Annotated in this window: 17 protein-coding genes and 1 pseudogene; 6 read left to right on the top strand and 12 right to left on the bottom strand. The window is 53.7% G+C overall.

The genetic code is table 11. The features are described from left to right. Positions 1–177: 177 nt before the first annotated feature. From C4885_RS06230 to C4885_RS06190, 9 genes are all read right to left on the bottom strand, one after another. Positions 178–1404, bottom strand: coding sequence for a U32 family peptidase (locus C4885_RS06230; RefSeq protein ID WP_113999504.1), 1227 nt, complete (start codon positions 1402–1404; stop codon positions 178–180). Positions 1405–1443: 39 nt separating this feature from the next. After that, positions 1444–2748, bottom strand: a complete 1305-nt coding sequence (gene mltG / locus C4885_RS06225) for an endolytic transglycosylase MltG (RefSeq protein ID WP_113999503.1) — start codon at positions 2746–2748, stop codon at positions 1444–1446. 54 nt (positions 2749–2802) lie between these two features. After that, positions 2803–3639, bottom strand: coding sequence for a GNAT family N-acetyltransferase (locus C4885_RS06220; RefSeq protein ID WP_113999502.1), 837 nt, complete (start codon positions 3637–3639; stop codon positions 2803–2805). Positions 3640–3691: 52 nt separating this feature from the next. After that, positions 3692–4369 (bottom strand): thymidylate kinase, encoded by a 678-nt coding sequence (locus tag C4885_RS06215; protein ID WP_113999501.1) that lies wholly within the window; start codon positions 4367–4369, stop codon positions 3692–3694. After that, on the bottom strand, positions 4362–5144 hold the full coding sequence (thyX, locus tag C4885_RS06210; RefSeq protein WP_113999500.1) for an FAD-dependent thymidylate synthase: 783 nt from the start codon (positions 5142–5144) through the stop codon (positions 4362–4364). The genes C4885_RS06215 and thyX overlap by 8 nt, the downstream gene beginning before the upstream one ends. Before the next feature lie 35 nt (positions 5145–5179). Beyond that, positions 5180–7795: an ATP-dependent helicase gene (locus C4885_RS06205; RefSeq protein WP_113999499.1), complete on the bottom strand. Its 2616-nt coding sequence runs from the start codon at positions 7793–7795 to the stop codon at positions 5180–5182. 168 nt (positions 7796–7963) lie between these two features. Next, positions 7964–9016, bottom strand: coding sequence for a rod shape-determining protein (locus tag C4885_RS06200; RefSeq protein WP_113999498.1), 1053 nt, complete (start codon positions 9014–9016; stop codon positions 7964–7966). Between the two features lie 81 nt (positions 9017–9097). After that, positions 9098–9904 carry a ComF family protein gene (locus C4885_RS06195; protein WP_113999497.1) on the bottom strand — a complete coding sequence of 269 codons (807 nt, stop codon included), beginning with the start codon at positions 9902–9904 and terminating at the stop codon, positions 9098–9100. Further along, the gene (locus C4885_RS06190) at positions 9901–12111 is read right to left on the bottom strand and encodes an ATP-dependent RecD-like DNA helicase (RefSeq protein WP_113999496.1); all 2211 of its coding nucleotides are present in this window, start codon (positions 12109–12111) and stop codon (positions 9901–9903) included. The genes C4885_RS06195 and C4885_RS06190 overlap by 4 nt, the downstream gene beginning before the upstream one ends. 906 nt (positions 12112–13017) lie before the next feature. Here C4885_RS06190 and C4885_RS06180 point away from each other — a divergent pair. From C4885_RS06180 to guaA, 5 genes are all read left to right on the top strand, one after another. After that, positions 13018–13716 (top strand): YveK family protein, encoded by a 699-nt coding sequence (locus C4885_RS06180; RefSeq protein WP_158538822.1) that lies wholly within the window; start codon positions 13018–13020, stop codon positions 13714–13716. Continuing rightward, positions 13713–14462, top strand: coding sequence for a CpsD/CapB family tyrosine-protein kinase (locus tag C4885_RS06175; protein ID WP_113999493.1), 750 nt, complete (start codon positions 13713–13715; stop codon positions 14460–14462). Before C4885_RS06180 ends, C4885_RS06175 begins: the two co-directional genes overlap by 4 nt. Beyond that, positions 14462–15217 carry a tyrosine-protein phosphatase gene (locus tag C4885_RS06170; protein WP_113999492.1) on the top strand — a complete coding sequence of 252 codons (756 nt, stop codon included), beginning with the start codon at positions 14462–14464 and terminating at the stop codon, positions 15215–15217. The genes C4885_RS06175 and C4885_RS06170 overlap by 1 nt, the downstream gene beginning before the upstream one ends. Before the next feature lie 126 nt (positions 15218–15343). Then, a complete protein-coding gene (locus C4885_RS17295) occupies positions 15344–16867 on the top strand; it encodes a WecB/TagA/CpsF family glycosyltransferase (protein ID WP_158538821.1) in 1524 nt (507 codons plus the stop codon). Positions 16868–17150: 283 nt separating this feature from the next. Further along, positions 17151–18695: a glutamine-hydrolyzing GMP synthase gene (gene guaA / locus C4885_RS06160; RefSeq protein ID WP_113999490.1), complete on the top strand. Its 1545-nt coding sequence runs from the start codon at positions 17151–17153 to the stop codon at positions 18693–18695. A gap of 228 nt (positions 18696–18923) precedes the next feature. Here guaA and C4885_RS16975 read toward each other — a convergent pair. Continuing rightward, a pseudogene (locus C4885_RS16975) lies at positions 18924–19214 on the bottom strand (transcriptional regulator); the annotation flags it as partial. A gap of 2 nt (positions 19215–19216) precedes the next feature. On the opposite strand from C4885_RS16975, the gene C4885_RS06150 reads away from it, so the two are divergent. After that, entirely contained in the window at positions 19217–19432 is a 216-nt protein-coding gene (locus tag C4885_RS06150) for a hypothetical protein (RefSeq protein WP_113999489.1), read from the top strand. A gap of 324 nt (positions 19433–19756) precedes the next feature. On the opposite strand, the gene atpC is transcribed toward C4885_RS06150, so the two are convergent. After that, the gene (gene atpC / locus C4885_RS06145) at positions 19757–20170 is read right to left on the bottom strand and encodes an ATP synthase F1 subunit epsilon (RefSeq protein ID WP_113999488.1); all 414 of its coding nucleotides are present in this window, start codon (positions 20168–20170) and stop codon (positions 19757–19759) included. 12 nt (positions 20171–20182) lie between these two features. Then, a complete protein-coding gene (gene atpD / locus C4885_RS06140) occupies positions 20183–21577 on the bottom strand; it encodes a F0F1 ATP synthase subunit beta (RefSeq protein WP_113999487.1) in 1395 nt (464 codons plus the stop codon). Between the last annotated feature and the right edge of the window lie 98 nt (positions 21578–21675).

Raw genomic sequence — 21675 nt, 5'->3', positions numbered from 1 at the left:
ATTATCTGCGCTTTTGGCTTAGCAGCTGCCGCACCTCGCTCGCCGTATCGGCACTTAGAATTATGCGGTATTGCCCTAAAAGTAAAGAATAAAAATAAAAAAGCCCCGCCTGCCGGGCAGAACATTCTGCATCCGGCAGGTGGGGCTTTTGGTTGTTGCAAATAGATAAATGAAAATTTACTGCCTTTTCTGCATCCGCAGCAGGCTGTACGGCATCAAGGGCGTGGCACAGGGAATGGTATACTGCATCATCGGGTGCGGGGTGGCATCCACCGCTTCCCCTTCCGCGTTTTTGATCCATTCAGGGGTTATGGGCACGACCGAACCATCTGGCTGCAAAATTTCCAGCGAATCTCCCAGGCAGAACTTGCTGCGCTGGGTGCAATGGGCAACGCCGTCTTCCCACGAATCCACAGTGCCGATGAAATCCCAATCTCGCACATAAGTATGGCTGGGCGTCTGCAGGGCTTTCTCTTTGCCAAAATAGAAACCGGGTGAATAATGGCGGTGGCTGGTACGGTTCAGCTCATCCAGCACGGAATCCGGTAAATCAAACGTATCACTGGCGGGGTTTGCCAGGTACTGGTCCAGCGCTTTGCGGTAAGCGGCGGTAACGGACGCAACGTAATAGAACGTTTTGGCGCGCCCCTCAATTTTCAGAGAATCCACACCAGCCTTGCAGATCAGGTCCAAAAACGGTGCGGTGCATAGGTCGTTGGCGTTCAGGATGTAGCTGCCTTCCTCATTTTCGCCAATGGGCATATACTGGCCGGGGCGGTTTTCTTCTACAAGATAGTATTTCCAGCGGCAGGGCTGGGCACATTCGCCGCGGTTGCCGCTGCGCCCGGTCATATAGCTGGAAAGCAGGCACCGACCAGAAACGCTCATGCACATGGCGCCGTGCACAAAGGCTTCCAGTTCCAGCTCCGGCGGGGTGTTATCGCGGATCTGGGCAATATCGGTCAGGGTCAGCTCGCGCGCCAGCACCACACGCTTGGCGCCCAGGTTGTAGGCCATGGTTGCAGCAGCATAATTAGTGATGCCTGCCTGGGTGGAAAAATGCACATCCACATCCGGGGCATACTGTTTGGCAAGGCTCAGTACGCCAAGGTCCGCAATGATAAAGGCATCCACCCCGGCTTCGGCCGCGTCCTTGATATACTGCGGCAGCTCGGAAAGCTCATCGTTGGTGGGCAGGTTGTTCAGGGTCAGGTATACTTTTTTGCCGCGAGCATGGGCAAAAATGCAGCCATCATGAAGCTCGCCAATGGTCAGGTTGACCGGTGCGGCGCGCATACCAAAGCGCGGCAGTGCGCAGTATACGGCATCGGCACCATACATGACGGCATATTTCAGGGCTTCAAGGCTGCCGGCAGGCGACAGCAGTTCCGGACAGGACAACATAAGATAACGGCTCCTTTGTTCAGTGAAGTTCAGCTTTTATCAGCCCCAACCGGCGATGATGCAGTTCTGATGGTGTTCATCTGCCGTTTTGGCATAGAAATATTCGCCAGGGTGGTCGCCGTTCGGGTTGCCGGTAACAAAGAAATAATAGCCTTCGTCCAGATATTCCTGGTCGGGATTCAGCGCGGCGGCAATGGCATCAATACCGGGATTGGTGATGGCACCGGCGGGCAGGCCGCTGATGCGGTAGGTGTCGTAATGAGCAAGCACATCATCCGGAACAGCACCCTGTTCCGGCCAGCCGTAATAAGCGGCGGTGGGCGAATTCCACAGGTAGTTATTGTCGCTATCGTTCATGATATAGCTGCTGGCATTGGATTCCAGCTTATGCTCTGCCCACTGCGGGTCATCGGATTCCAAACGATTGTGGAAGCAGGCGGAAACCTTGGCGTCTTCTGCGGGCATACCGGCTTCTTCCTGAATAAAGCTGGCCAGAATGACAACATCATTCATTGTGGTGCCCTTTTCGTTGATGGTATCCCACAGGTCGGAAGTTTTGGCGTCGAATTCTTTATAGAAGGTGTTGACGTAATTATAGACCGAGTCATCGGTGAAGAACTCGTAAGTGTCCGGGAACAGGTAGCCCTCGCACTTCATCAGGCGGCCTTCGGTATCCGGGATGGCATTCCAGAAATCATACTGGCTGAAATCGGAACCATCCTCGCCGTTGGCGCAGGCAAGGAAATCATCCACCGAGCACAAGCCATTTTCTTCCATCTTCTGGGCAATAGCAACGGCTGTGTAGCCTTCGGGGAATGTGATGGTAATGGTCTTGCGCTTGACCTGCTGCACGCTGAGGGTTTTCAGGATCGTGTTATAATCCATGCCGGAGCGCAGGGTGAAATCGCCATACTGCAAACCGGAAGCGCGGCCGCTGTATTTGGCATACAGCTTGAACAGCCAGTCATACTGGATGACGCCATCCTCTTTCAAAACGTTTGTGATGTCTGCAACAGTGGAACCCTGTTCAATGGTAACGGTCTGCTCCGGGCCAAGTTCGCCGTTGCCGGCAACTTCGCCGTAGAACTGGAACACTTTCCAGCCGCCGATGCCGACGATAGCCAAAATGACAACAAGAACCACAAGCCCAATGGGAAAACGGCGGCGGACGGGTTCATCATCGTCATCCTCTGCGTACTCGACTGGACCTTCGGCGTCTTCGTACAGGTCCTGCGGGTCAGGATCAGGCTGTACCGGGCGCTTTGGTGCGGGGGCTGGCGCAGCATGATAAGCCTGGCGCGACTGCGAGCCCTTGTCCTGGGAATCACCACGATTGATTTTCATTCCAAATCTCCTTTACCAGGCAGCAGAACTGCCCTGTTTCACATATGCACGGTCTTACAGCAACAGGCGGAAATAAACGTCCGTAACAGGGAACGGCTGCCCAAGGTAACAAATCATGCCGTAACCACAGCGCTTACCCTCGCCCAGGTACAAAAACTGATTTTCCGCCAGCAGCAGCCGTGCTTTGGTCAGACCGGTATGTTCCCGCGCGGCCTGCAGCAGAATATCAGCCGAATGGTCGTTATCGGCCTGCAGCTCCATAAAAAGCAGCTCGTCCTTTTCCTGGCAATAGAGGCCGTAACCGCGCTGGTTGGAAACAATGGTCATACCGCGGCGGTAGAGCCGGGTGATCATGGTGTTCATGCTGCTTTCCGGCAGGGCGATGCAGGCGGGCTGGTAGCGCATGCGGGTGTCGATCAATTTGCGGACTGTCAGGTTATCAAACTCTGCTCGTGCCCACAAATTGTGTTCAATGGGCTTGCGGATGATGCGCAGCGGGAAGCGCCCCTGAAAATTCAGCTGGGAAAACGCTTTTGCGGCCCGCGTGCTTTGCGGTGCCGCCACAGCGAAATCACACCCTTTGGCGGAAAAGGCGCGCAGGCAGGTTGCCAGCAGTTTGGGCATCAGCCCGCGCCCCTGCAGGGACGGGTCCGTTGCCATGCAGCAGAGCCATACGCCGTGGTGGTGCCCGCATTCCACTGGAACCGCACCAATCATGGCGGCTGGGATGGGCTTTGCACCGGGGGCCGGGTCCCGGGCAAGGATCAGGATATTATCCAACCCCACAATTCCACAAAGCCAGTCCAAAGCATCCTGGCGGGTTCCGCCATACGTTTTGCGGCGGAACGCAACCATCTGCTCCAAATCAGCTTCCGTTGCTTTGCAAAGCATGTTCTATCCCCTCCTTGCCGTATTCAACATGTGGCTTTTGCTGCCAACGGTTTTAGCTCAAAATCCGCTCCAGGTATGCCATCACTTCGGACTGAATATCCTCCGGCGTGCGGATGGTTTTCTGGCCGTCTACCGTTGTGGTACACTCAATGCGGTGCCAGCCCAGCTTGCGTGCGCAGTATTCAGCGGCGGCGCGGGAACGGGCCAGGTATTCGGTATCGCGTTCCTGAATATCTTTTTTGCTTTCATCGCCGTGGTAGCGCTGCGCAATCAGGCGCTGGCTGACATCGGGATCAACCGCAAGGTATACAACCGCATCCGGCGCAGGCAGGCCGAGCTTTTTGTACTCGAACTCAAACAGCCACTCCAGAAAGCCATCCCAGTGCATCGGCGGCAGTTTGGAACATTGGTGAACAGCGTTGGAGGTGGTGTAACGGTCAGAGATGATTAGCCCATTCTGGCGGTAGACATTGCCCCACCTGGTTTTGTAACTGGCAAAGCGGTCAACAGCATAAAACGTTGAAGCTGCATAAGCGTTCACGTCATCCGGGCGCTGGCCGAACTCGCCGGAAAGATACATCTTGACCAGTGCGGAGGACGGACTATCATAATCTGGGAAGCTGATTTTCAGCGGGTCATACCCTTTGCTATGCAAATTCTGGCAGGCAAGTTCTGCCTGCGTGCCCTTGCCGGAACCATCCAGGCCTTCAAAAATAATCAGTTTACCCATGGTTTTCAGCCTCCTGTTTCAGTGTTGCATATTTATCACGCACGGCGTTCTGCTTGCCGCAGCACATACCGCCCTCCGGGCAGGGACCCGCCAGGCAGCGGGGACCAGCTGCGGCAAAAACATGCGGCGCAAGCGGGTATACAAGGCGCAGCATTTCATCGGCAACGGCACGGATCTCCCACTGGGCACGGTTGCAGCAGCGCAGGTTGAAAAAGTTGTTCAGGCTGCGGCAGTTCATGGTCATTACCATTTTTGTCTCGCAGGCGTTGGGCAATACAAAGCGGGCGTCCTCGTTTGCCATTTTGCTGGCTTTGGCGCGGGCGGTCTTTTCCGGCATGCCCTGCTCCATCAAGGTGTGGGTATGCTTTTCTTCCAGTGCTTTGACCAGCTCCAGGTAGTGTTTGGCATCGGCGTTCATTGCATCAATAAAAGCCGCTTTGGCCGCAGGGTCAGCCTCAATTTCCGGGGGAATCACATAACGGAAATCTTCCAGCCGCACATAGCGCTGGCTCTGCACACTGAAACTTGCAATGCGGTGGCGGGTGACCTGTGCCAGAAAGGTGCGGGAAACGCCCTCAATGCCAAAGGTAAAGCTGGCATGTTCAATGGGGCTGGCGTGGCCGAAGTCATTCAGCTTTTGCAAAAAGGCTGCGGTCTTTTCCGGTGTTAGGCCATCCAGCAGGGTTTCGATATGTGCATCAGAATAGCACAGCTTGGCGGCTGCGGCAATGGTCTTTTCGGGGTCATTGGTGTGGGCGATCAATGTTACAAGCATGGGCCCGTTCCCTCTTTTCCTTTTTTATCAGTGGTTTATTCTTCGCTGGTCAGCTTGGTCAGCGGGGCGTAATTGGCCATTGTTTTTTTGATGCCAACGCGGTCAAACTGGATTTCTACAATACAGTCCCCCGCAACCGGCGTTACTTTCAGCACCTTGCCGCGGCCAAATACCTTGTGGTCCACAAGGTCCCCGGCTGCAAAGTTGGCGGCCTTTTTGCGTGCGGGTGCGGCGGGCGCAGTGGTAACGCCACCGCCCGCCGGAGCAACCGGAGCACCGGAATGATGGTTGACGCGGCTACTGCCATACCCGGCGCCAAAGCTACTGCTTTGGACCGTGTGGCGGCCGCCGGGGTAGTTCGGGCTTTCGTGCCCGCCGGAAGCAAACCCACTTTGGAAGCCGCCGGCATACTTGCTGCCAAAGCCGCCGCGGTTGTATTCACTGTTCAGATACCCGCGGGAAGCCCCGGAGTATCCGCTGCGCCCGCCGGGAACATTGGTGCTGTAGCTGCCGTACCCGGCGCCAAAACCGCCGCTGTAAGCAAGCTCTGGGCTTTCGGTTTCGTCCATCACATTGGGGTCAATCTCATCCAAAAAGCAGGAAGGCGGGTTGCGGCGCGTCTGGCCGAAAATCATACGGCTGCGGGAGGAAGAAAGATACAGCTCTTTCTTGGCGCGGGTAATACCGACATAGCACAGGCGGCGCTCCTCTTCCATTTCTTCCTCGCTGTAGCGAGCAAGGTCACCGGGAAAAACGCCATCCTCCATACCAATGATAAACACATACGGGAATTCAAGGCCCTTGGCGCTGTGCATCGTCATCAGGGTAACGGAATCAGCATCTTCATCATAGGAATCAAGGTCTGCAATCAGGGCAACTTCTTCCAAGAAACCGGAAAGGGTTGCGTCTTCCCCGTTCTGCTCCGCATAAGTCTTTACGGATGAAATCAACTGGCCCAAGTTTTCCAGCCGGGTCTCGCCCTCTTCTTTCTGCGCTTTCAGCATGGCTTCGTATCCGGTCTTGCGGATCACTTCACCGGCAAATTCATCCAGCGGAAGGGTGACAGAAAGATCACACAGTTCACGGTACATGGAGTAAAACGCGTTCAGCGCGCTGGCGGCACGGCCCAGTGCGGGATAAGAAGAAGCCTCCCGGATGATCTCCATCATCGGCACGCCGTTGGCGGCGGCCAGTTCCCCGATCTTATCAATGGTGGTGGCACCAATCTTTCGTGCAGGTTCATTGATGATGCGGCGCAGGCGCACGTCGTCCCGCGGGTTGACCACAACGGCCATGTAAGAGTTGATATCCTTGACTTCCTTGCGATCAAAGAAGCGTTGGCCACCCACAATGCGGTACGGGATACCGGCACGGGCAAAATAAGTTTCGATGGGGTTGGACTGCGCATTCATGCGGTACAAAACGGCATGGTCTTTTAAGGATGCACCATTTTTCAGGTTCTGGCCAATAACCTCGGCCACATGGCTGGCCTCATCCTGTTCCGAAGCCGCCGTATAATGGTGAACTTTGTCACCATCGCCGTTCTGGGTCCACAGGGTCTTGCCCTTGCGGCCGTTGTTGTTCTTGATAACGCTATTGGCCGCATTCAGAATGTTGGAGGTGGAACGGTAGTTCTGCTCCAGGCGGATGGTTTTGGCCCCGGCAAAAACTTTTTCAAAGTTCAGGATATTTTCAATGGTAGCACCGCGGAACTTATAAATGCTCTGATCGTCATCGCCAACAACGCATACATTGTTGGAACCACCGGCCAGCAGGCGCACCAGGTGGAACTGGGCCACGCTGGTATCCTGGTATTCGTCCACCACGACATAGCGGAACTTCTGCTGGTAGTATTCCCGCGCTTCGGCATCGGTTTTCAGCATCTGCACGGTATGGAAAATCAGATCGTCAAAGTCCATGGCACCAGCCGTGCGCAGCCGGTTGGAATAGGCGGTATAGATTTTGGAAATCAAAGCAGCCTTGGTATCGCGCGGCGCTTCGGCGGCGACATCTTTGGCGGAAAGAAGTTTATCTTTGTAACCGCTGATCTGGGAGATGGCTGATTTGACCGGCAGGAACTTGTCATCAATCATCAGTTCTTTGTAGATCTGCTTGATGACACGCTGCTGGTCGTCGGAATCGTAAATCGTAAAGCTTTTGGGGAAGCCAATGCGTTCGGCATCGCGGCGCAGGATCCGTACACAGGCAGAGTGGAAAGTGGAGGCAAATACATCCCCGCCCATGGTATCGCCCAGCATGGCTTTCAGGCGTTCTTTCAGCTCTCCGGCGGCTTTATTAGTAAAGGTAATGGCCAGCACATTCCACGGGCGGGCCGGGGCAACGCTCATCAGCGGCATCAGGGACTGCGGAACCGGCTGGCCGCACATGATGGCGGTGCGCAGCTGCTCCAGATCACTCTGCGCAACCGGGCGGCTGACCTCTTTGGAGCCATAGGCGCGGCCAAAACGGATGATATTGGCAATGCGGTTGACCAGAACGGTGGTTTTGCCGGAGCCTGCACCTGCCAGGATCAGCAGCGGGCCTTCGGTGGTAAACACAGCCTGCTGCTGCACCGGGTTCAGCTTAGTAAAGCAGGAAGCGATATAGCGGTCCCGCAGGGCCAGAAATTCAGTGGTAATGGTATCGGGCATAATGAACCTGTCCTTATATTATATGGCAGAACCAGCCCGGAACCATGCAGGGCTGGGAATTTTGGCAAACGCTGTATAGTATAGCACACTTTTGCCGGATAGAAAAGTAGGCTGGCGGAGGTATCCGCAGAAAATCATACTTTTTACAACCTGCACAAAAGCTGCGCTTTAATTGGAAAAACCTTCTGGGGATTGCAGTCGGTTATGCCACGCTCTGGGGGTGGCATCGCGGAAACCGGCTGTCAGGTATTGGCCCAGCGTTAAGCTGGCTGCGGTTCCGCGTGCCACACAGTTGATGGGGTCTGGTGCGATGGCAACATCCACATGCAGCTCCCCGGCAATATAACCAGCCAGGCCACGCAGCATGGAGCCGCCGCCAGTCAGCAGAATGCCGTTCTTGGCAACATCAGCGGCCAGTTCCGGCGGGGTGCTTTCCAATACATTGCGGGCAGTGGCGGCAATGCGGGCGGCCAGTTCCTGCACGGGCAGGTACAGGTCCCGCGTATAGACAAGGCGGCGGGCGGGCAGGTTGGTCTCCCAGGAATGACCACGGATCTCCATTACGCCCTCAAACTCGCTTTTGGTGCAGCAGGCAACCTGCTTTTTCAGCGCTTCGGCGGTTAGAGGGCCGATGGCAATGTTGAATTTTTCCTGAACATACTGGGCAATGCACTGGTCAAAAGCGTTGCCGGCGACCGGCAGGCTGGCGGCGCGCACCCGCCCACCCATGCTGATCACGGCGATATCCGTGGAGCCGCCGCCGATATCAATCACCATGCAGCCCATGGGTTTGCGGATATCCAGCCCTGCGCCAAGGGCGGCGGCGACAGGCTCATCCACAAGGAAAACCTGCCGTGCCCCGGCTGCCATAACGGCTTCTACCACGGCGTCAGCTTCAATGCCGGTAATGGCTGCCGGAACGCAGACCGATACGCGCGGCTTGATGATGCGCGAACGGCATACCTCATTGATAAACCGCACGATTAGTTCGTTTGTCATGCGGTGGTCCTGAATAATACCGTCCCGCAAAGGGCGGATGATATCAATATAAGAAGGCACACGCCCCACCATGCGCAGGGCTTTGTCCCCCACTGCCAGAATGGTGTTGCTGCGGGTATCAACAGCACCAATGCTGGGCTGATGGAACACAACTCCCTGTTCCTGTGTGGCAATGATAATGGAAGTTGTGCCAAGATCAAGGCCGATATCATATTGCTTCATGTTTATCTGGTACTCCTTGCTGCCAGAAGCAGCACTTTGTTATCTATTGTGAATTGCCATCAACCATCCGGCAGATAAAAGTTATTTGCTTTCTTTTGGTGTTCCGGCGGCACCGTGGCTTTTGGGCATCAGTTCCGTCGCTGCAACACACACGCCGTCCACACTCACAGCGCCACCCTCCAATAGCGCTTTGGCGCAGGCAGAGATGGTGGCACCAGTGGTGATCACATCATCCAGCAACAGCAGCCGCATTCCGGAAAGGTCAACCCCAGTACGGCAGGCGTAAGCATCCTTGACATTGGCAAAGCGCTTTTGCTGGTCCAGCGATTTTTGCGGTAAAACCTGCCGGGTCAGGCACAGCGGCTGGATGACCGGAATGTGCAGGATGCGCCCAAGGCGCTGCGCTAGCAAAAGGGGCATATTTTCCGCGCGGTTCTTCTTTACGCGCGGCGGCACCGGAACAATGGCGCTGTACAGCGAAATGCCGGATAGATTCTCGTATACCGGGCGGTACCCTGGGGCACGGGCGGGCTGTGCGCCAAAAATCAGCACAGCCATCAAATCCGCCAGTTCTCGCGCATACCAGGGGTTGCCGTTCTCCTTGCAAAGCAGGATAGCATGGCGCACACTGTCTGCATAGTAAAAGGCAGCTGCGCAGGTGTTGACAGCGTAAAAGGCGTGCTCCGTTACAGGCAGACGCGGTGGAAGATGCCGCAGACGCTCGGCTTCCGGTATACAGGAACGGCACACGGCGGCTTTCCAGGCGCTTTGCTCAAGTACCGTGCCGCACAGCGGGCAGTGCCGCGGATAGGCAAGGGCCAGCAGCGGTTCCAGAGCCGTTCGCCCACGGTCCAGCCAATCCAGAGATCTGCGTTTTCTCTGTTTCATCTGCGTTTTTCAGCCGGAGTGACTGCCTCGCGCAGCAGGTAGCGCAGCCCGCTGTAACGCATGTTCTGGCGCACATTATCCACCATGGCCTGCTCGGTGCGCCGGGTTCCCGCCAGAATGCACAGGCGGCGTGCGCGGGTAACCCCGGTGTACAACAAGTTGCGGTAACAAAGGCGCGCGGGTACATCTGCCACAGGCATAATGACGGCCGGAAATTCAGAACCCTGGCTTTTGTGCACTGTTACAGCGTAAGCGGGTTCCAGCTCGGCAAGCTGGTCAGCACCGTAAATATACTTTCGGTCATCCATCTGTACCGTCACAGCACGGCTTTCGGGGTCAACGGCAGTAATAATACCCATATCCCCGTTATAGGCACCCACACCGGCTTCGGCACCGTCCCGCTCATAGGGAATGTCATAATCGTTTTTGATCTGCATTACCTTGTCGCCACAGCGCAGCACACGACCGCTTTGCTCCCAAATGATCTGCGGCTTATCCGGTGCAGGCGGGTTCAAAATGGCCTGCAGGCGGCGGTTCAGTTCTACGCTCCCGGTGGGGCCAACCTTGGTGGGGCAAAGCACCTGGATGTCCCGCACGGGGTCATAGCCATAACTTTTGGGCAGCCGGGTACTGACCAGGTCGCAGATCAGCCTCTGGCAGGCAAGACCGGTGGATTCGATCATGAAAAAGTCATCATTCCGCCCGCCTTTTATGGGCATCTGCCCTTCCACAATGCGGTGGGCGTTCTGTACAATCATGCTTTTCTGCGCCTGGCGGAAGATCTCATTCAGCCGTACGGTGGGCAGAACGTCTGCCTGCAAGATCTCCCCCAGCACACTGCCGGGGCCAACGCTGGGCAGCTGGTCGGCATCACCTACCATAATAATGCGGCAGTGGTAACGCGCGGCGGCCAACAATGCCTGGAACAGCTTGGCATCTACCATACTCATCTCATCCAGAATGATAACGTCAAACGGGAGAAGATTCTTTTCATTATGAATAAAACGCACGCTGCCGGTAGAATAGTCCACTTCCAGCAATCGGTGGATGGTGGAAGCGCTGTGGCCGGTCAGCTCGGTCAGCCGCTTGGCGGCGCGGCCAGTGGGGGCACACAGGGCAACCCGGTCATAAATACCTTCATACAAATTCAGAATCGCTTTGACCGTTGTGGTTTTGCCGGTACCGGGACCGCCGGTCAAAACCATTACGCGGGAAGAGAGTGCTAAGCGGATTGCTTCTCGCTGCAAAGGGGCATATTCAAAACCTTGGGTCAATTCCAAAACGCGGATATCGCTTTCCAGCGTTTTGGGGCTTTCTGTCGGGAATGTGGCAAGCTCCCCCAGCCGCGCAGCAATATCCTGCTCTGCGCTGAGCAGATCTGGCAGGTAAATATATTTCGTTCCGTCAAAGGTGCAGGCGCGCATTTCGTCATGCTCCAACAGGCTTTGCAGCCCGGCCTTTACGGCATCCGGCTCCACCCGAATAAAGCGCGCAGTGCTTTCGATCAGCTTATCTGCGGGCAGGCAGGTGTGGCCGTTGTTGGCGTTGTGGCGCAAAGCGTACAAAAGCCCGGCGGCAATGCGCAGGTCGCTGCCCTGTCCTACCTGCAGCTGGGCGGCGATACCATCGACCTGGCTGAATTTCAGGTTCAGCGGCTCCCCGCACAGCATGTAGGGGTTCTTTTTCAGTGCTTCTACCGTGGCGGGGCCAAACGCGCGGTAGGCTGTAACAGCCATCTGGGCGGAAAGCCCAAACTTGGCCATCCAGGCAACCACTTCCCGCACACCGTACATACGTCGGAACTCGTTGGAGATGGCGGCGGCCTTTTGCGGGGTGATACCTTTTAGCTCACAGAGTTTGTCCGGCGTTTCGGAGATGACGTTCAATGTATGCGCCCCAAATTTTGCCACAATCTTTTTTGCTGTGGAAGGCCCGATATAGGGCAATACCCCACTGGAAAGGTAGCTCAGCAAAGCCGCGGTATCCTGCGGCAGGCTGGCCTCACAGGTTTCGGCACGGAACTGTTCGCCATAGCTGGGGTGGTTGACCATATAGCCATACGCCGTAATGGACATACCGTTATCCACGCTGCCCACGTTGCCTGCCACCACAATATCGGTGCCACCGGCATCCACTTCAAACACGGCATAACCGGTATCCGGGTTTTCGTATATCACATGCTCAACAACGCCCTCTAATTTGAGCATCTCAGCAGTTTGTGTTGTACTATTTGTCTGTAAAGTATCCGTGCTTGCCACCTCCTTCCGGGTGCAAATGGGGTAAAAACCGTTCAATACACAATTTTTTATTTTATATTATAGCCTATTTGTATCTCTTTGGCAATTTTTTTGACAACTTCCCCTTGTAGCTGATATAATAAATGTCCTTTTGCGGTTTTGAAGTGAGTGCAAAAAGAAGGCGCTGGGCAAGGAGGCGAAGCTGGAATAAAATTGCATGGATCGAATTTTCTGGCAGCGGCAAGTCCACAGTGGCGCGGACGCTGAGGTAGGAATACGCGGTGTAAATGCCTTGCAGCTTGACTGCGTACAGCATATACTGGGCAGGCAGGTACGCCCGCTGGAAGAAAAGCGGACAGCCGTACCCGCAGGCAAACTGAAAAAATCGCCAGGTTTTTGCGCAGTGCCCGAGGAAGTGCGTGTGATCAAAAAAGCAGGGAGAATTGGATGAATTTTACCGGGAAACGGGAATGCGGACAGAGCAGACTTTGCATAACATATGTTTGCACAGGAGCAAACAACGGGAAAAATAAGAGCAATTTATACATCAATGGTAAAAAATGTTTTGAGAAATTGTTATCACTTGCGGAAGGGATGCAAACAAAATTGTGTATTTTGCCAAAAATCAAGACATTTCGATGTACGGTTGAAACACACCTGAATTTGTGCTAAAATCATGTTAGCTATCTGTGGCCAAATTGCCGTAAAGCACAACTACTTTACATAAACATGCGTGCTAAGATTTTGCATGTGGGGCAGCTGCGGGCCCCAATTGTAAGAGTGGTGCTTTGCGTCAAAAAGCCGACCGAAGCGGCAGACCTGGCCAACCATCTTTGACTGGAAAACAGGAATTAAGAGATTAGAGAGGTGCCTTTTGTGGATAACGAAGAAAATGAAGTAATTGACCTAACAGAAATTTTAAGTGCGGTTCGCCAGCATCTTCTTGAACTGATTTTTGTAACTTTGGTTGCTGCGCTGGTTGGCTTTACGGCGTCTAAGTTTTTGATGAACCCAAAGTATGATTCTTCTGCCCTGATGATTGTCAATACCCGGCAGGATGTCAACGCCAATGTTACCAGTGACCAGATCAATTCTGCAACCAAGCTGGTTTCTACTTACAGCATTATTATCAAGAGTGATACGGTTCTGCAGCAGGTTATTGATAACCTGGGCCTGAACCTGACTTATGCTAAGCTGAACAAGCGCGTTACCGTAGCAGCTGTGGACGATACCCAGGTTATGAAGATCACTGTGCAGAGCGACAGCCCGGAATGGGCACGGCAGGTGTGTGAACAGATCATTACAGTGGCTCCGGATGTGATCAAAGAGGCTGTTGAAGCGGGTTCCGTCAAAGTGATCTCCAATGCTTCTTTGGCAACGGAGCCGGTTTCCCCCAACATTAAGAAGAACACGATGTTGGCCGCAGCAGTTGGTTTTGTTCTGGTGATTGGTATTATTGTGCTGCAGGTTTTGCTGGACAATAAGATCAACACGGAGGAAGATGTTACCAAGTATCTGGATATGACTGTTCTGGGCGTGATCCCGCAGTATGATCAGGGAGGTAAAAAGGAATGAGTAAAAAGCGTGAACATCATAAGCTGTTTATGGTTGGCTCAGATGCACCGTTCCAGTTTACAGAAGCTTACAAGTCTCTGCGAACCAACCTGGAGTTCCTTGCCGCAACCAGCGATTGCAAGACTATCCTGATTACCTCCTCTGTCCCCGGTGAAGGGAAGAGCAACGTCGCAGTAAACCTTGCGATTACCCTGGCAGACAGTGGCAAGCGTGTGGTGCTGGTTGACTGCGATATGCGTAAGTCTACCATCTCCCGCTACCTGCATATTCCGCGTGATCATATCGGCATTACCAACACCATTACGGGCAAGGACCGTACCCAACTGGCCAATGCACTGGTCAACTTCAAAGACCTGGGCATTGTGGTGCTACCTGTTGGCACTATCCCCCCGAACCCATCGGAATTGTTGGCAACGAAGGCGATGGAAAATACCTTTGAGGCCCTGAAGCAGGTATACGATTATATTATTGTGGATACGCCGCCGGTTTCTGTTGTTACCGATGCTGCAGTATTGTGCAAGTATGCGGATGGGGCATTGCTGGTTGTACGCCCGGGTGTTACCACCATTGAAGGTGCCCAGCTGAGCAAGAAAAACCTGGAAGCTGTGAATGCCCGCATCCTTGGCGTAGTAATGAACGGATACAATGTTAAAAAAGCCGGTAAGAAAGATGGCTACTACTATTCTTATTCTTACGGGTACAGCAATGACGACGCAGCTGGAAAGAAGAGCCGGAGTAAGGCATAATGAGTTCGCAACTGGTTGATCTCCATTGTCATATTTTGCCTGGCATTGATGACGGTGCCAAAAACCTGGATGTTTCCATGTCCTTGATCCAGAAAGAAATGGAAGACGGGGTTGTTGGCATTGTGTTCACACCGCATTTCCATTATGAGCGCATTACGCTGGATGCTTTTGTTCAGCAGCGCAAAATGGCTTATCGCAGCGTTGTGGCGCAGCTGGCAGAACGCAAACTTCCTCTTGCCGTCAAATTGGGTGCAGAGGTCTATTTTACCACAGCTTTGGCCAGCCTGGATCTTTCCAAATTGGCATTTGCAGGGTCGCGGTATATCTTGATTGAATTCCCGACCAGCATCCATCCCGGTGGAATTGAGGATACCCTGTTTGCGGTGCAAAACCGTGGGTATACTCCCATTTTGGCCCATGTGGAGCGCTACCCCTATGTTACCGAGGATCCTACCCTGCTGTACCGCTGGGTCAGCTCCGGCGCATTGGCGCAGATCAATGCTTCGGGTTTGGTGCGCAGTGGACATACGGCCAAATGGCTGCACAAACTGCTGGATTGGAACTTAGTTCATCTGATGTGTTCTGACTGCCATTCTGTTACAACCCGCCCGCCAAACCTGAAAGACGGGATGGCACAGATAAGCAGTTCAACGGCAAAACTTTTACAGAAAAATGCCATTGATGTCTACCTGAACAAAGAAATTTCCATCAAAGAACCAATTGAGCCAAAATTCCGCTTTGGGCGCTGGGTATAATAGGCTTGCAAGTTACGGTTTGCTGCTCTACTATATTCCGGGGCCATCATGCGTGGCAGAAAGCCCGTTTCACATGCCGCAAAGGGAACGGTCTTTCTTCATACTCTTGCGGCTTTTAATTGTATCATGAACCATTCTACATCAAAAATACTGCATATTCTGGATGCTTTTCTGGACTTTTTCCTGCTGTTGGGAGCGTATGAGGTTTCCAGCCTGCTACGTATGCACAGCCCCTGGGGTGAAGCGTTCTGGTGGGTCGATGTTGCCCGCTTCCGCCCGCTGGCACTTGTATACGCAGCGGCAATCATTCTGATTTATATTGCACAGGGTGAATACCGCACTTTTAAGCGGCGCGGCTTAGTGAGAGAACTGGCAAAAGCCCTTTTGGGAAACCTGGGCGGCTTTGCGCTGGCAGCAACCATTTTGTATGTATTCCAACTTTCGCAGTTTTCCCGCCTGCTGCTTGTTTACTATTACCTGCTGTCCAGCGTGGTCATTACGGTCAAGCGGTTATTGCTGCACCGGATTAGCCTTTGGTATGCAAAGCGGCGCCATATTATAGCCCGCGTTTTGCTGGTCGGCAATGGAAACCTGGCATTACGCTATTATAATGATGTTGTAAAGGGCAAGGATGTATCGGCAGAGTATGCCGGCTATGCAGCGCAGAACCCGGTAGTGGAACTGCCGAATTACCTTGGCACAGTAGCCGATCTGCATAAGATTCTGGAAAGTACCCGGATTACCCATATTGTGATTGCGGAGGAAACCCAGAACCGCAGCGAGTTGCTGCAGATCACCGCGATTGCAGAAAATTACGGCATTAAGGTTAGTGTAATTCCGGTCTATTCGGACTTTCTCTCTTCCCGCACAATGGATAATACCGTAAACGGGTTGTATGTGATCGACCTGAAAATGCAGGAAAACTGCGATATTATGGGTGTGAACATTGTGGTAACGGACATGGACAAAACCATGACGCTGCTGGAAAGCCAGCTGGAACAATGGCGTGGGAAATATATCTGCGTGGCCAATGTACATACCACCGTAACGGCGCACGAGGATGCCGAGTACCGCTATATTCAGAACCATGCGGTCATGGCGCTGCCGGACGGCGGTCCCCTTTCGCAGTTCAGCCGCAGGCAGGGGTATGCTGCTGCGCAGCGCGTTACGGGGCCGGATTTGATGAAGCAGGTTTTGGCGGTCAGCGCAGAAAAAGGCTGGCGGCACTATTTTTATGGCTCTACCCCGGAAACGTTGCAGTTGCTGCGCAAAAAGGTGGAAGAGCGCTACCCTGGTGTTGTGATTTCCGGTATGATGTCGCCACCGTTCCGCGAGATGACCCCGCAGGAGGACGCTCAGGCGGTAGCGGAAATCAACGCAACAAAGCCGGACTTTGTGTGGGTTGGCCTTGGTGCCCCCAAACAGGAACGCTGGATGGCCGCCCATGAGGAGCGCGTACAAGCCTTGATGATCGGCGTTGGTGCGGCGTTTGACTATGAGGCGGGCAACATTAAGCGTGCGCCCATGTGGATGCAGAAGCACAACCTGGAATGGCTTTACCGATTGATGCAGGACCCGAAGCGCCTGTTCCACCGCTACCTGAAAACAAATGTAAAATATCTTTTGTGGACCTGGCGCAGCGGCGAATAACGGAAAAGATAAAACAATAGCAAAAATACCATGCTGTACATTGGAAGGAGGAACCGGCCCCGGTTCCTTGCCCGATGCGCGGCATTTTTTATGGCTTTGGGGCGCCGACCGACAATCTGATTCTATGTAGAATAAGCAAACAGATTCCGGTTGTGCGACAAATCAGAATCGAAGAATCTCGACTTTTTTCTCAAGCCCCCTACCTATTTGCCGGGAGCTATGGTATAATATCTGTATATGCTGTTATATATGCAAATTTAGATGTTTGGGAAGGAGCTACTACATGCAGCAGGAAACTGTCATTGTGTTGGACTTTGGTGGCCAGTATAACCAGCTGATCGCCCGCCGTGTCCGTGAATGCAACGTTTATTGCGAAATTTATTCTTACCGTACTGACCTGGCCAAAATCAAGGCCAAAAATCCGAAGGGCATTATCTTTACCGGTGGTCCCAACAGCGCTTACCTGCCGGATTCCCCTACCATCGATCCCGAAATATATACTTGGGGTGTTCCGGTACTGGGCATCTGCTATGGCAGCCAGCTGATGATGCATATGCTGGGCGGTAAGGTTTGCAAGGCTCCGGAACGCGAATATGGCAAGACGGTTGTGGATCTGGATACCACCAGCCCGCTGTTTGACGGCCTGCCGAACCAGAATGTTTGCTGGATGAGCCATAATGACTATATCGAGCAGGCTGCCCCCGGCTTTGATATTATTGCCCACACCCCCAACTGCCCGGTTGCCGCTGCACAGGATGCCGCCCGCGGCCTGTACTGTGTGCAGTTCCACCCGGAAGTGCTGCATACCGAAAACGGTACTAAGATTCTGCATAACTTTGTTTACAAAGTTTGCGGCTGTGCCGGTACCTGGAAGATGGACTCCTTTGTGGAGCATAGCGTGAACGCCCTGCGCGAGAAGATCGGCAATGGCAAGGTGCTGTGCGCTCTTTCCGGTGGTGTGGATTCCAGCGTATGTGCTGCCATGCTGGCAAAGGCCATTGGTAAGCAGTTAACCTGCGTGTTTGTTGACCACGGCCTGCTGCGCAAGAACGAACGTGAGCAGGTTTGCGAAGTGTTCGGCGAGGGCGGCCAGTTCGACATCAACTTTGTCTGCGTGGACGCCCGCGAACGTTTTTACAGCAAGCTGGCCGGTGTTACCGAGCCGGAGCGCAAGCGTAAAATCATTGGCGAAGAGTTCATCCGTGTGTTTGAGGACGAGGCCAAGAAGATCGGTGCTGTAGACTTTTTGGCACAGGGCACCATCTACCCGGACGTTGTGGAAAGCGGCCTGGGCGGTGAATCTGCTACCATCAAGAGCCACCACAATGTTGGCGGCTTGCCGGATTATGTAGACTTTAAGGAAATTGTGGAGCCGCTGCGCGACCTGTTCAAGGATGAAGTCCGCCAGGCTGGCCGTGAACTGGGCTTGCCTGAATATCTGGTCGCCCGCCAGCCGTTCCCCGGCCCCGGCCTTGCGATCCGCATTATCGGCGATATCACCCAGGAAAAGGTTGCCATTGTACAGGATGCTGATGCAATCTGGCGCGAGGAAGTGGATAAGCTGCCCGCCGCTCAGCGCCCCAGCCAGTATTTTGCCGCGCTGACCAACATGCGCAGCGTTGGTGTTATGGGTGATGAGCGCACCTATGATTACGCCATCGCCCTGCGCGCTGTGACCACGACCGACTTTATGACCGCGGAAGTTACCCTGCTGCCCACCGAAACCATTACCACCGCAGCAAACCGCATCGTAAACGAAGTAAAGCATATCAACCGTGTTCTGTTCGACTATACCACCAAGCCGCCAGCAACGATCGAGTTTGAATAATTTGAAATGCTTTAAAAATCCAGTGTTTATGCGGGTTTGAGGTACTTCAAGAAGTCTTTTGATAACAATTTGATAACGGTTGCATGAGAGCTATTATTCTTGTAAGCCAATGGTTTTGGGGTTAGAGAATGATTGACAGGTGGTTGTGCAACAAATAAATCCATATTATTTATTTAGAAAGCCCTTAGCTGTGGGTAAAAACTCATAGCTAAGGGCTTTTTGTCGTCTCTATTTATCTGGTTTGAGCTGGTCTTGGAACATTAGACCAGCGCGTCGCTAAGTGCCTGCGATGGTACTTTCACCCAGATTTGCGTAGTATCAAACTCCGGGTAATGGTAACGCCACTCATCGTATTTGTCTTTACTGATTTCCTCGGAAGATAGCTTGTCAGCCTGCTCTTTCCAGGCATACAGCATTTTCCGGAGTTCGTGAGCGGTCTTTGCCTTTGGAAGTATCGACTTTCAGACAGATTTCTCCGTCTGATTTACTAACAGTCAGACCGTACAAATCTTCAAGGGTATGTGCTGACCAATGCGCTACAAGCCCGCGGCGCGGCGACGGAATCCCTGATTGTCAATATCTCCCGTCAGGGGCTGATCTACATTCCGTCTATGTTCATCCTTGGGGCAATCTTTCACGAAACAGGACTGATCTGGGCACAGCCTGTGGCGGATACCTTGTTTCTGCTGTTGGCTATTGGGCTGTATTTCCGCATGTCGGGCAAAGGGAACGATTAAGTTCAAAAGGGTTTGGGACTATCCCAAAAGTCATAATTTCCGGCTAAGCCGGAGGCTTGAGTAAGCCCTAGAAGGGCTTTATACCGGCGCGTATCTCAAGATGCACCGAAAAATCCTTCACTTGCATCACTCGTACCGCTGCCCACAAGTGGGCAAAACTACATTTGCTGCATGCTACACCAAATCCGACTTTTAATCACAGTTTGCTTCGCTCATTGCTGTAAATGCTAAAGCTTACAATAAAAAGTTCCTGAAACCATACAGCAACCTGCTGCGATTTCAGGAACTTTTTATTTGTGATTTATTCGGCCGGGAGCGGATCAATCAAAACTGAGCACGCGCAGCAACATTGCTGCGCACCAAAGCACGTTTCAAGCGGGCCTGGGCAAGTTCCAGCTCACGGGCATCCAGGTTTTTCTGGGCCAGCAATTCCTCGGCGCGGGCTTTGCTGCGCTCAGCACGTTCTTTGTCAATGGAATCGGCCCATTCAAAGGTGGTGGCCAGCAGGCGGCATTCGCCGCCAAACATGCTCAACATACCGCCCATGCAGGCGGCGCTGCGCTGGGTGCCATCCTCCAATGTGATGTGGGCCTCCCCCATGCCAAGGGCAGTGCAATAATCGATGTGACGGGCCATCAACTGAACCTGCCCGGTGATGGTCCGGCAGGACACCGACTGTACCTGCCCATCAAAAGCAGTGCCGTCCGGCGTCATGATTTTAAGTGGGAAACTGGACATGGTCCTGCCTCCTTACTGTTGCTTGGCCTTAGCCAGAACGTCATCAATCGTACCGGCAAACAGGAAGCAGCTTTCGGGGATGGAATCACATTCGCCGTTCAAAATCATCTTGAAGCCGCGCAGGGTTTCTTTCAACGGCACATACTGGCCGGGCATACCGGTAAACTGCTCCGCAACATGGAACGACTGTGAAAGGAAACGCTGTACCTTACGGGCGCGGTTGACGGTGATCTTATCGTCCTCCGAAAGTTCATCCATGCCCATGATGGCAATGATATCCTGCAGTTCCTTATAGCGCTGTAAAACCTGCTGCACGGCGCGGGCAATCTGGTAATGCTCCTGCCCGACAACTTCCGGGGCCAGAATGCGGGAAGTAGAATCCAGCGGGTCGACAGCCGGATAAATACCCTGAGAAGCAATATCACGGCTCAGAACCGTGGTAGCATCCAAATGGGTGAAGGTCGTGGCGGGAGCCGGGTCGGTCAAGTCGTCCGCAGGTACATAAACAGCCTGAACAGAAGTGATAGAACCCTTGCGGGTGGAAGTAATACGTTCCTGCAGTGCACCCATTTCCGTTGCCAGCGTGGGCTGATAGCCAACGGCAGAGGGCATACGACCCAGCAGTGCCGAAACTTCGGAGCCGGCCTGGGTAAAGCGGAAGATGTTATCAATGAACAGCAGAACATCCTGATGCTTGACATCGCGGAAGTACTCCGCCATGGTCAGACCGGACAGCGCCACGCGCATACGGGCTCCCGGCGGTTCATTCATCTGGCCATAGACCAGCGCAGTCTTGCTCAAAACGCCGCTTTCGGCCATTTCGCCGTAAAGATCGTTGCCCTCACGGGTGCGTTCGCCAACGCCGGTAAAAACAGAATAGCCGTTATGGGCGGTAGCGATGTTATAAATCAGTTCCTGAATCAGCACGGTTTTGCCGACACCGGCACCACCGAACAGACCGATTTTGCCGCCCTTTGCATAGGGGCAGATCAGGTCAACGACCTTGATGCCGGTTTCCAGCAGTTCAGTCGAAGATTCCTGTTCATCGAAAGCAGGGGCCGGGCGGTGGATGGGCCAATGCTCTACCCCGGTGGGGGCAGGCTGTTCATCAACCGGTTCACCCAGCAGGTTGAACACACGGCCAAGGCACGCATCGCCAACGGGAACCTTAATCGGCCCGCCGGTATCCACGGCTTCGGCACCGCGCACAAGGCCATCGGTGGCGGCCATAGCAATGCAGCGCACCACGTTATCGCCAATATGCTGGGCAACTTCTACAATCAGCGGTTTGCCGTTGTTCTGCAGTTCAATCGCATTCAGCAGTTCCGGCAGCTCGCCGTCGGCAAAGCGGATATCCAAAACAGGTCCCATGACCTGCACGACCTTACCGATGTGTTTTTCTGGCATTGCACACACTCCTTTGAGTGAATTTTTAGCGTGCTGTCGGGCTTGTTTCCGGGTGTGTCTGAAAAAACTCTCAGCACTGTTGCATCAGATATTGCCCA

This window comes from Subdoligranulum sp. APC924/74 (genome assembly GCF_003324125.1).
Lineage (GTDB): Bacteria > Bacillota > Clostridia > Oscillospirales > Ruminococcaceae > Gemmiger > Gemmiger qucibialis.
Note: the sequence above shows the minus strand (reverse complement) of the source record. Positions and strands in the feature narration are given on the sequence as shown.

What these genes read in the sequence shown, in the direction of transcription:
- C4885_RS06230 (WP_113999504.1), bottom strand. Translation starts at nt 1,404, where the DNA reads ATGTTGTCCTGTCCGGAACTGCTGTCGCCTGCCGGCAGCCTTGAAGCC.
- mltG (WP_113999503.1), bottom strand. Translation starts at nt 2,748, where the DNA reads ATGAAAATCAATCGTGGTGATTCCCAGGACAAGGGCTCGCAGTCGCGC.
- C4885_RS06220 (WP_113999502.1), bottom strand. Translation starts at nt 3,639, where the DNA reads ATGCTTTGCAAAGCAACGGAAGCTGATTTGGAGCAGATGGTTGCGTTC.
- C4885_RS06215 (WP_113999501.1), bottom strand. Translation starts at nt 4,369, where the DNA reads ATGGGTAAACTGATTATTTTTGAAGGCCTGGATGGTTCCGGCAAGGGC.
- thyX (WP_113999500.1), bottom strand. Translation starts at nt 5,144, where the DNA reads ATGCTTGTAACATTGATCGCCCACACCAATGACCCCGAAAAGACCATT.
- C4885_RS06205 (WP_113999499.1), bottom strand. Translation starts at nt 7,795, where the DNA reads ATGCCCGATACCATTACCACTGAATTTCTGGCCCTGCGGGACCGCTAT.
- C4885_RS06200 (WP_113999498.1), bottom strand. Translation starts at nt 9,016, where the DNA reads ATGAAGCAATATGATATCGGCCTTGATCTTGGCACAACTTCCATTATC.
- C4885_RS06195 (WP_113999497.1), bottom strand. Translation starts at nt 9,904, where the DNA reads ATGAAACAGAGAAAACGCAGATCTCTGGATTGGCTGGACCGTGGGCGA.
- C4885_RS06190 (WP_113999496.1), bottom strand. Translation starts at nt 12,111, where the DNA reads ATGCTCAAATTAGAGGGCGTTGTTGAGCATGTGATATACGAAAACCCG.
- C4885_RS06175 (WP_113999493.1), top strand. Translation starts at nt 13,713, where the DNA reads ATGAGTAAAAAGCGTGAACATCATAAGCTGTTTATGGTTGGCTCAGAT.
- C4885_RS06170 (WP_113999492.1), top strand. Translation starts at nt 14,462, where the DNA reads ATGAGTTCGCAACTGGTTGATCTCCATTGTCATATTTTGCCTGGCATT.
- C4885_RS17295 (WP_158538821.1), top strand. Translation starts at nt 15,344, where the DNA reads ATGAACCATTCTACATCAAAAATACTGCATATTCTGGATGCTTTTCTG.
- guaA (WP_113999490.1), top strand. Translation starts at nt 17,151, where the DNA reads ATGCAGCAGGAAACTGTCATTGTGTTGGACTTTGGTGGCCAGTATAAC.
- atpC (WP_113999488.1), bottom strand. Translation starts at nt 20,170, where the DNA reads ATGTCCAGTTTCCCACTTAAAATCATGACGCCGGACGGCACTGCTTTT.
- atpD (WP_113999487.1), bottom strand. Translation starts at nt 21,577, where the DNA reads ATGCCAGAAAAACACATCGGTAAGGTCGTGCAGGTCATGGGACCTGTT.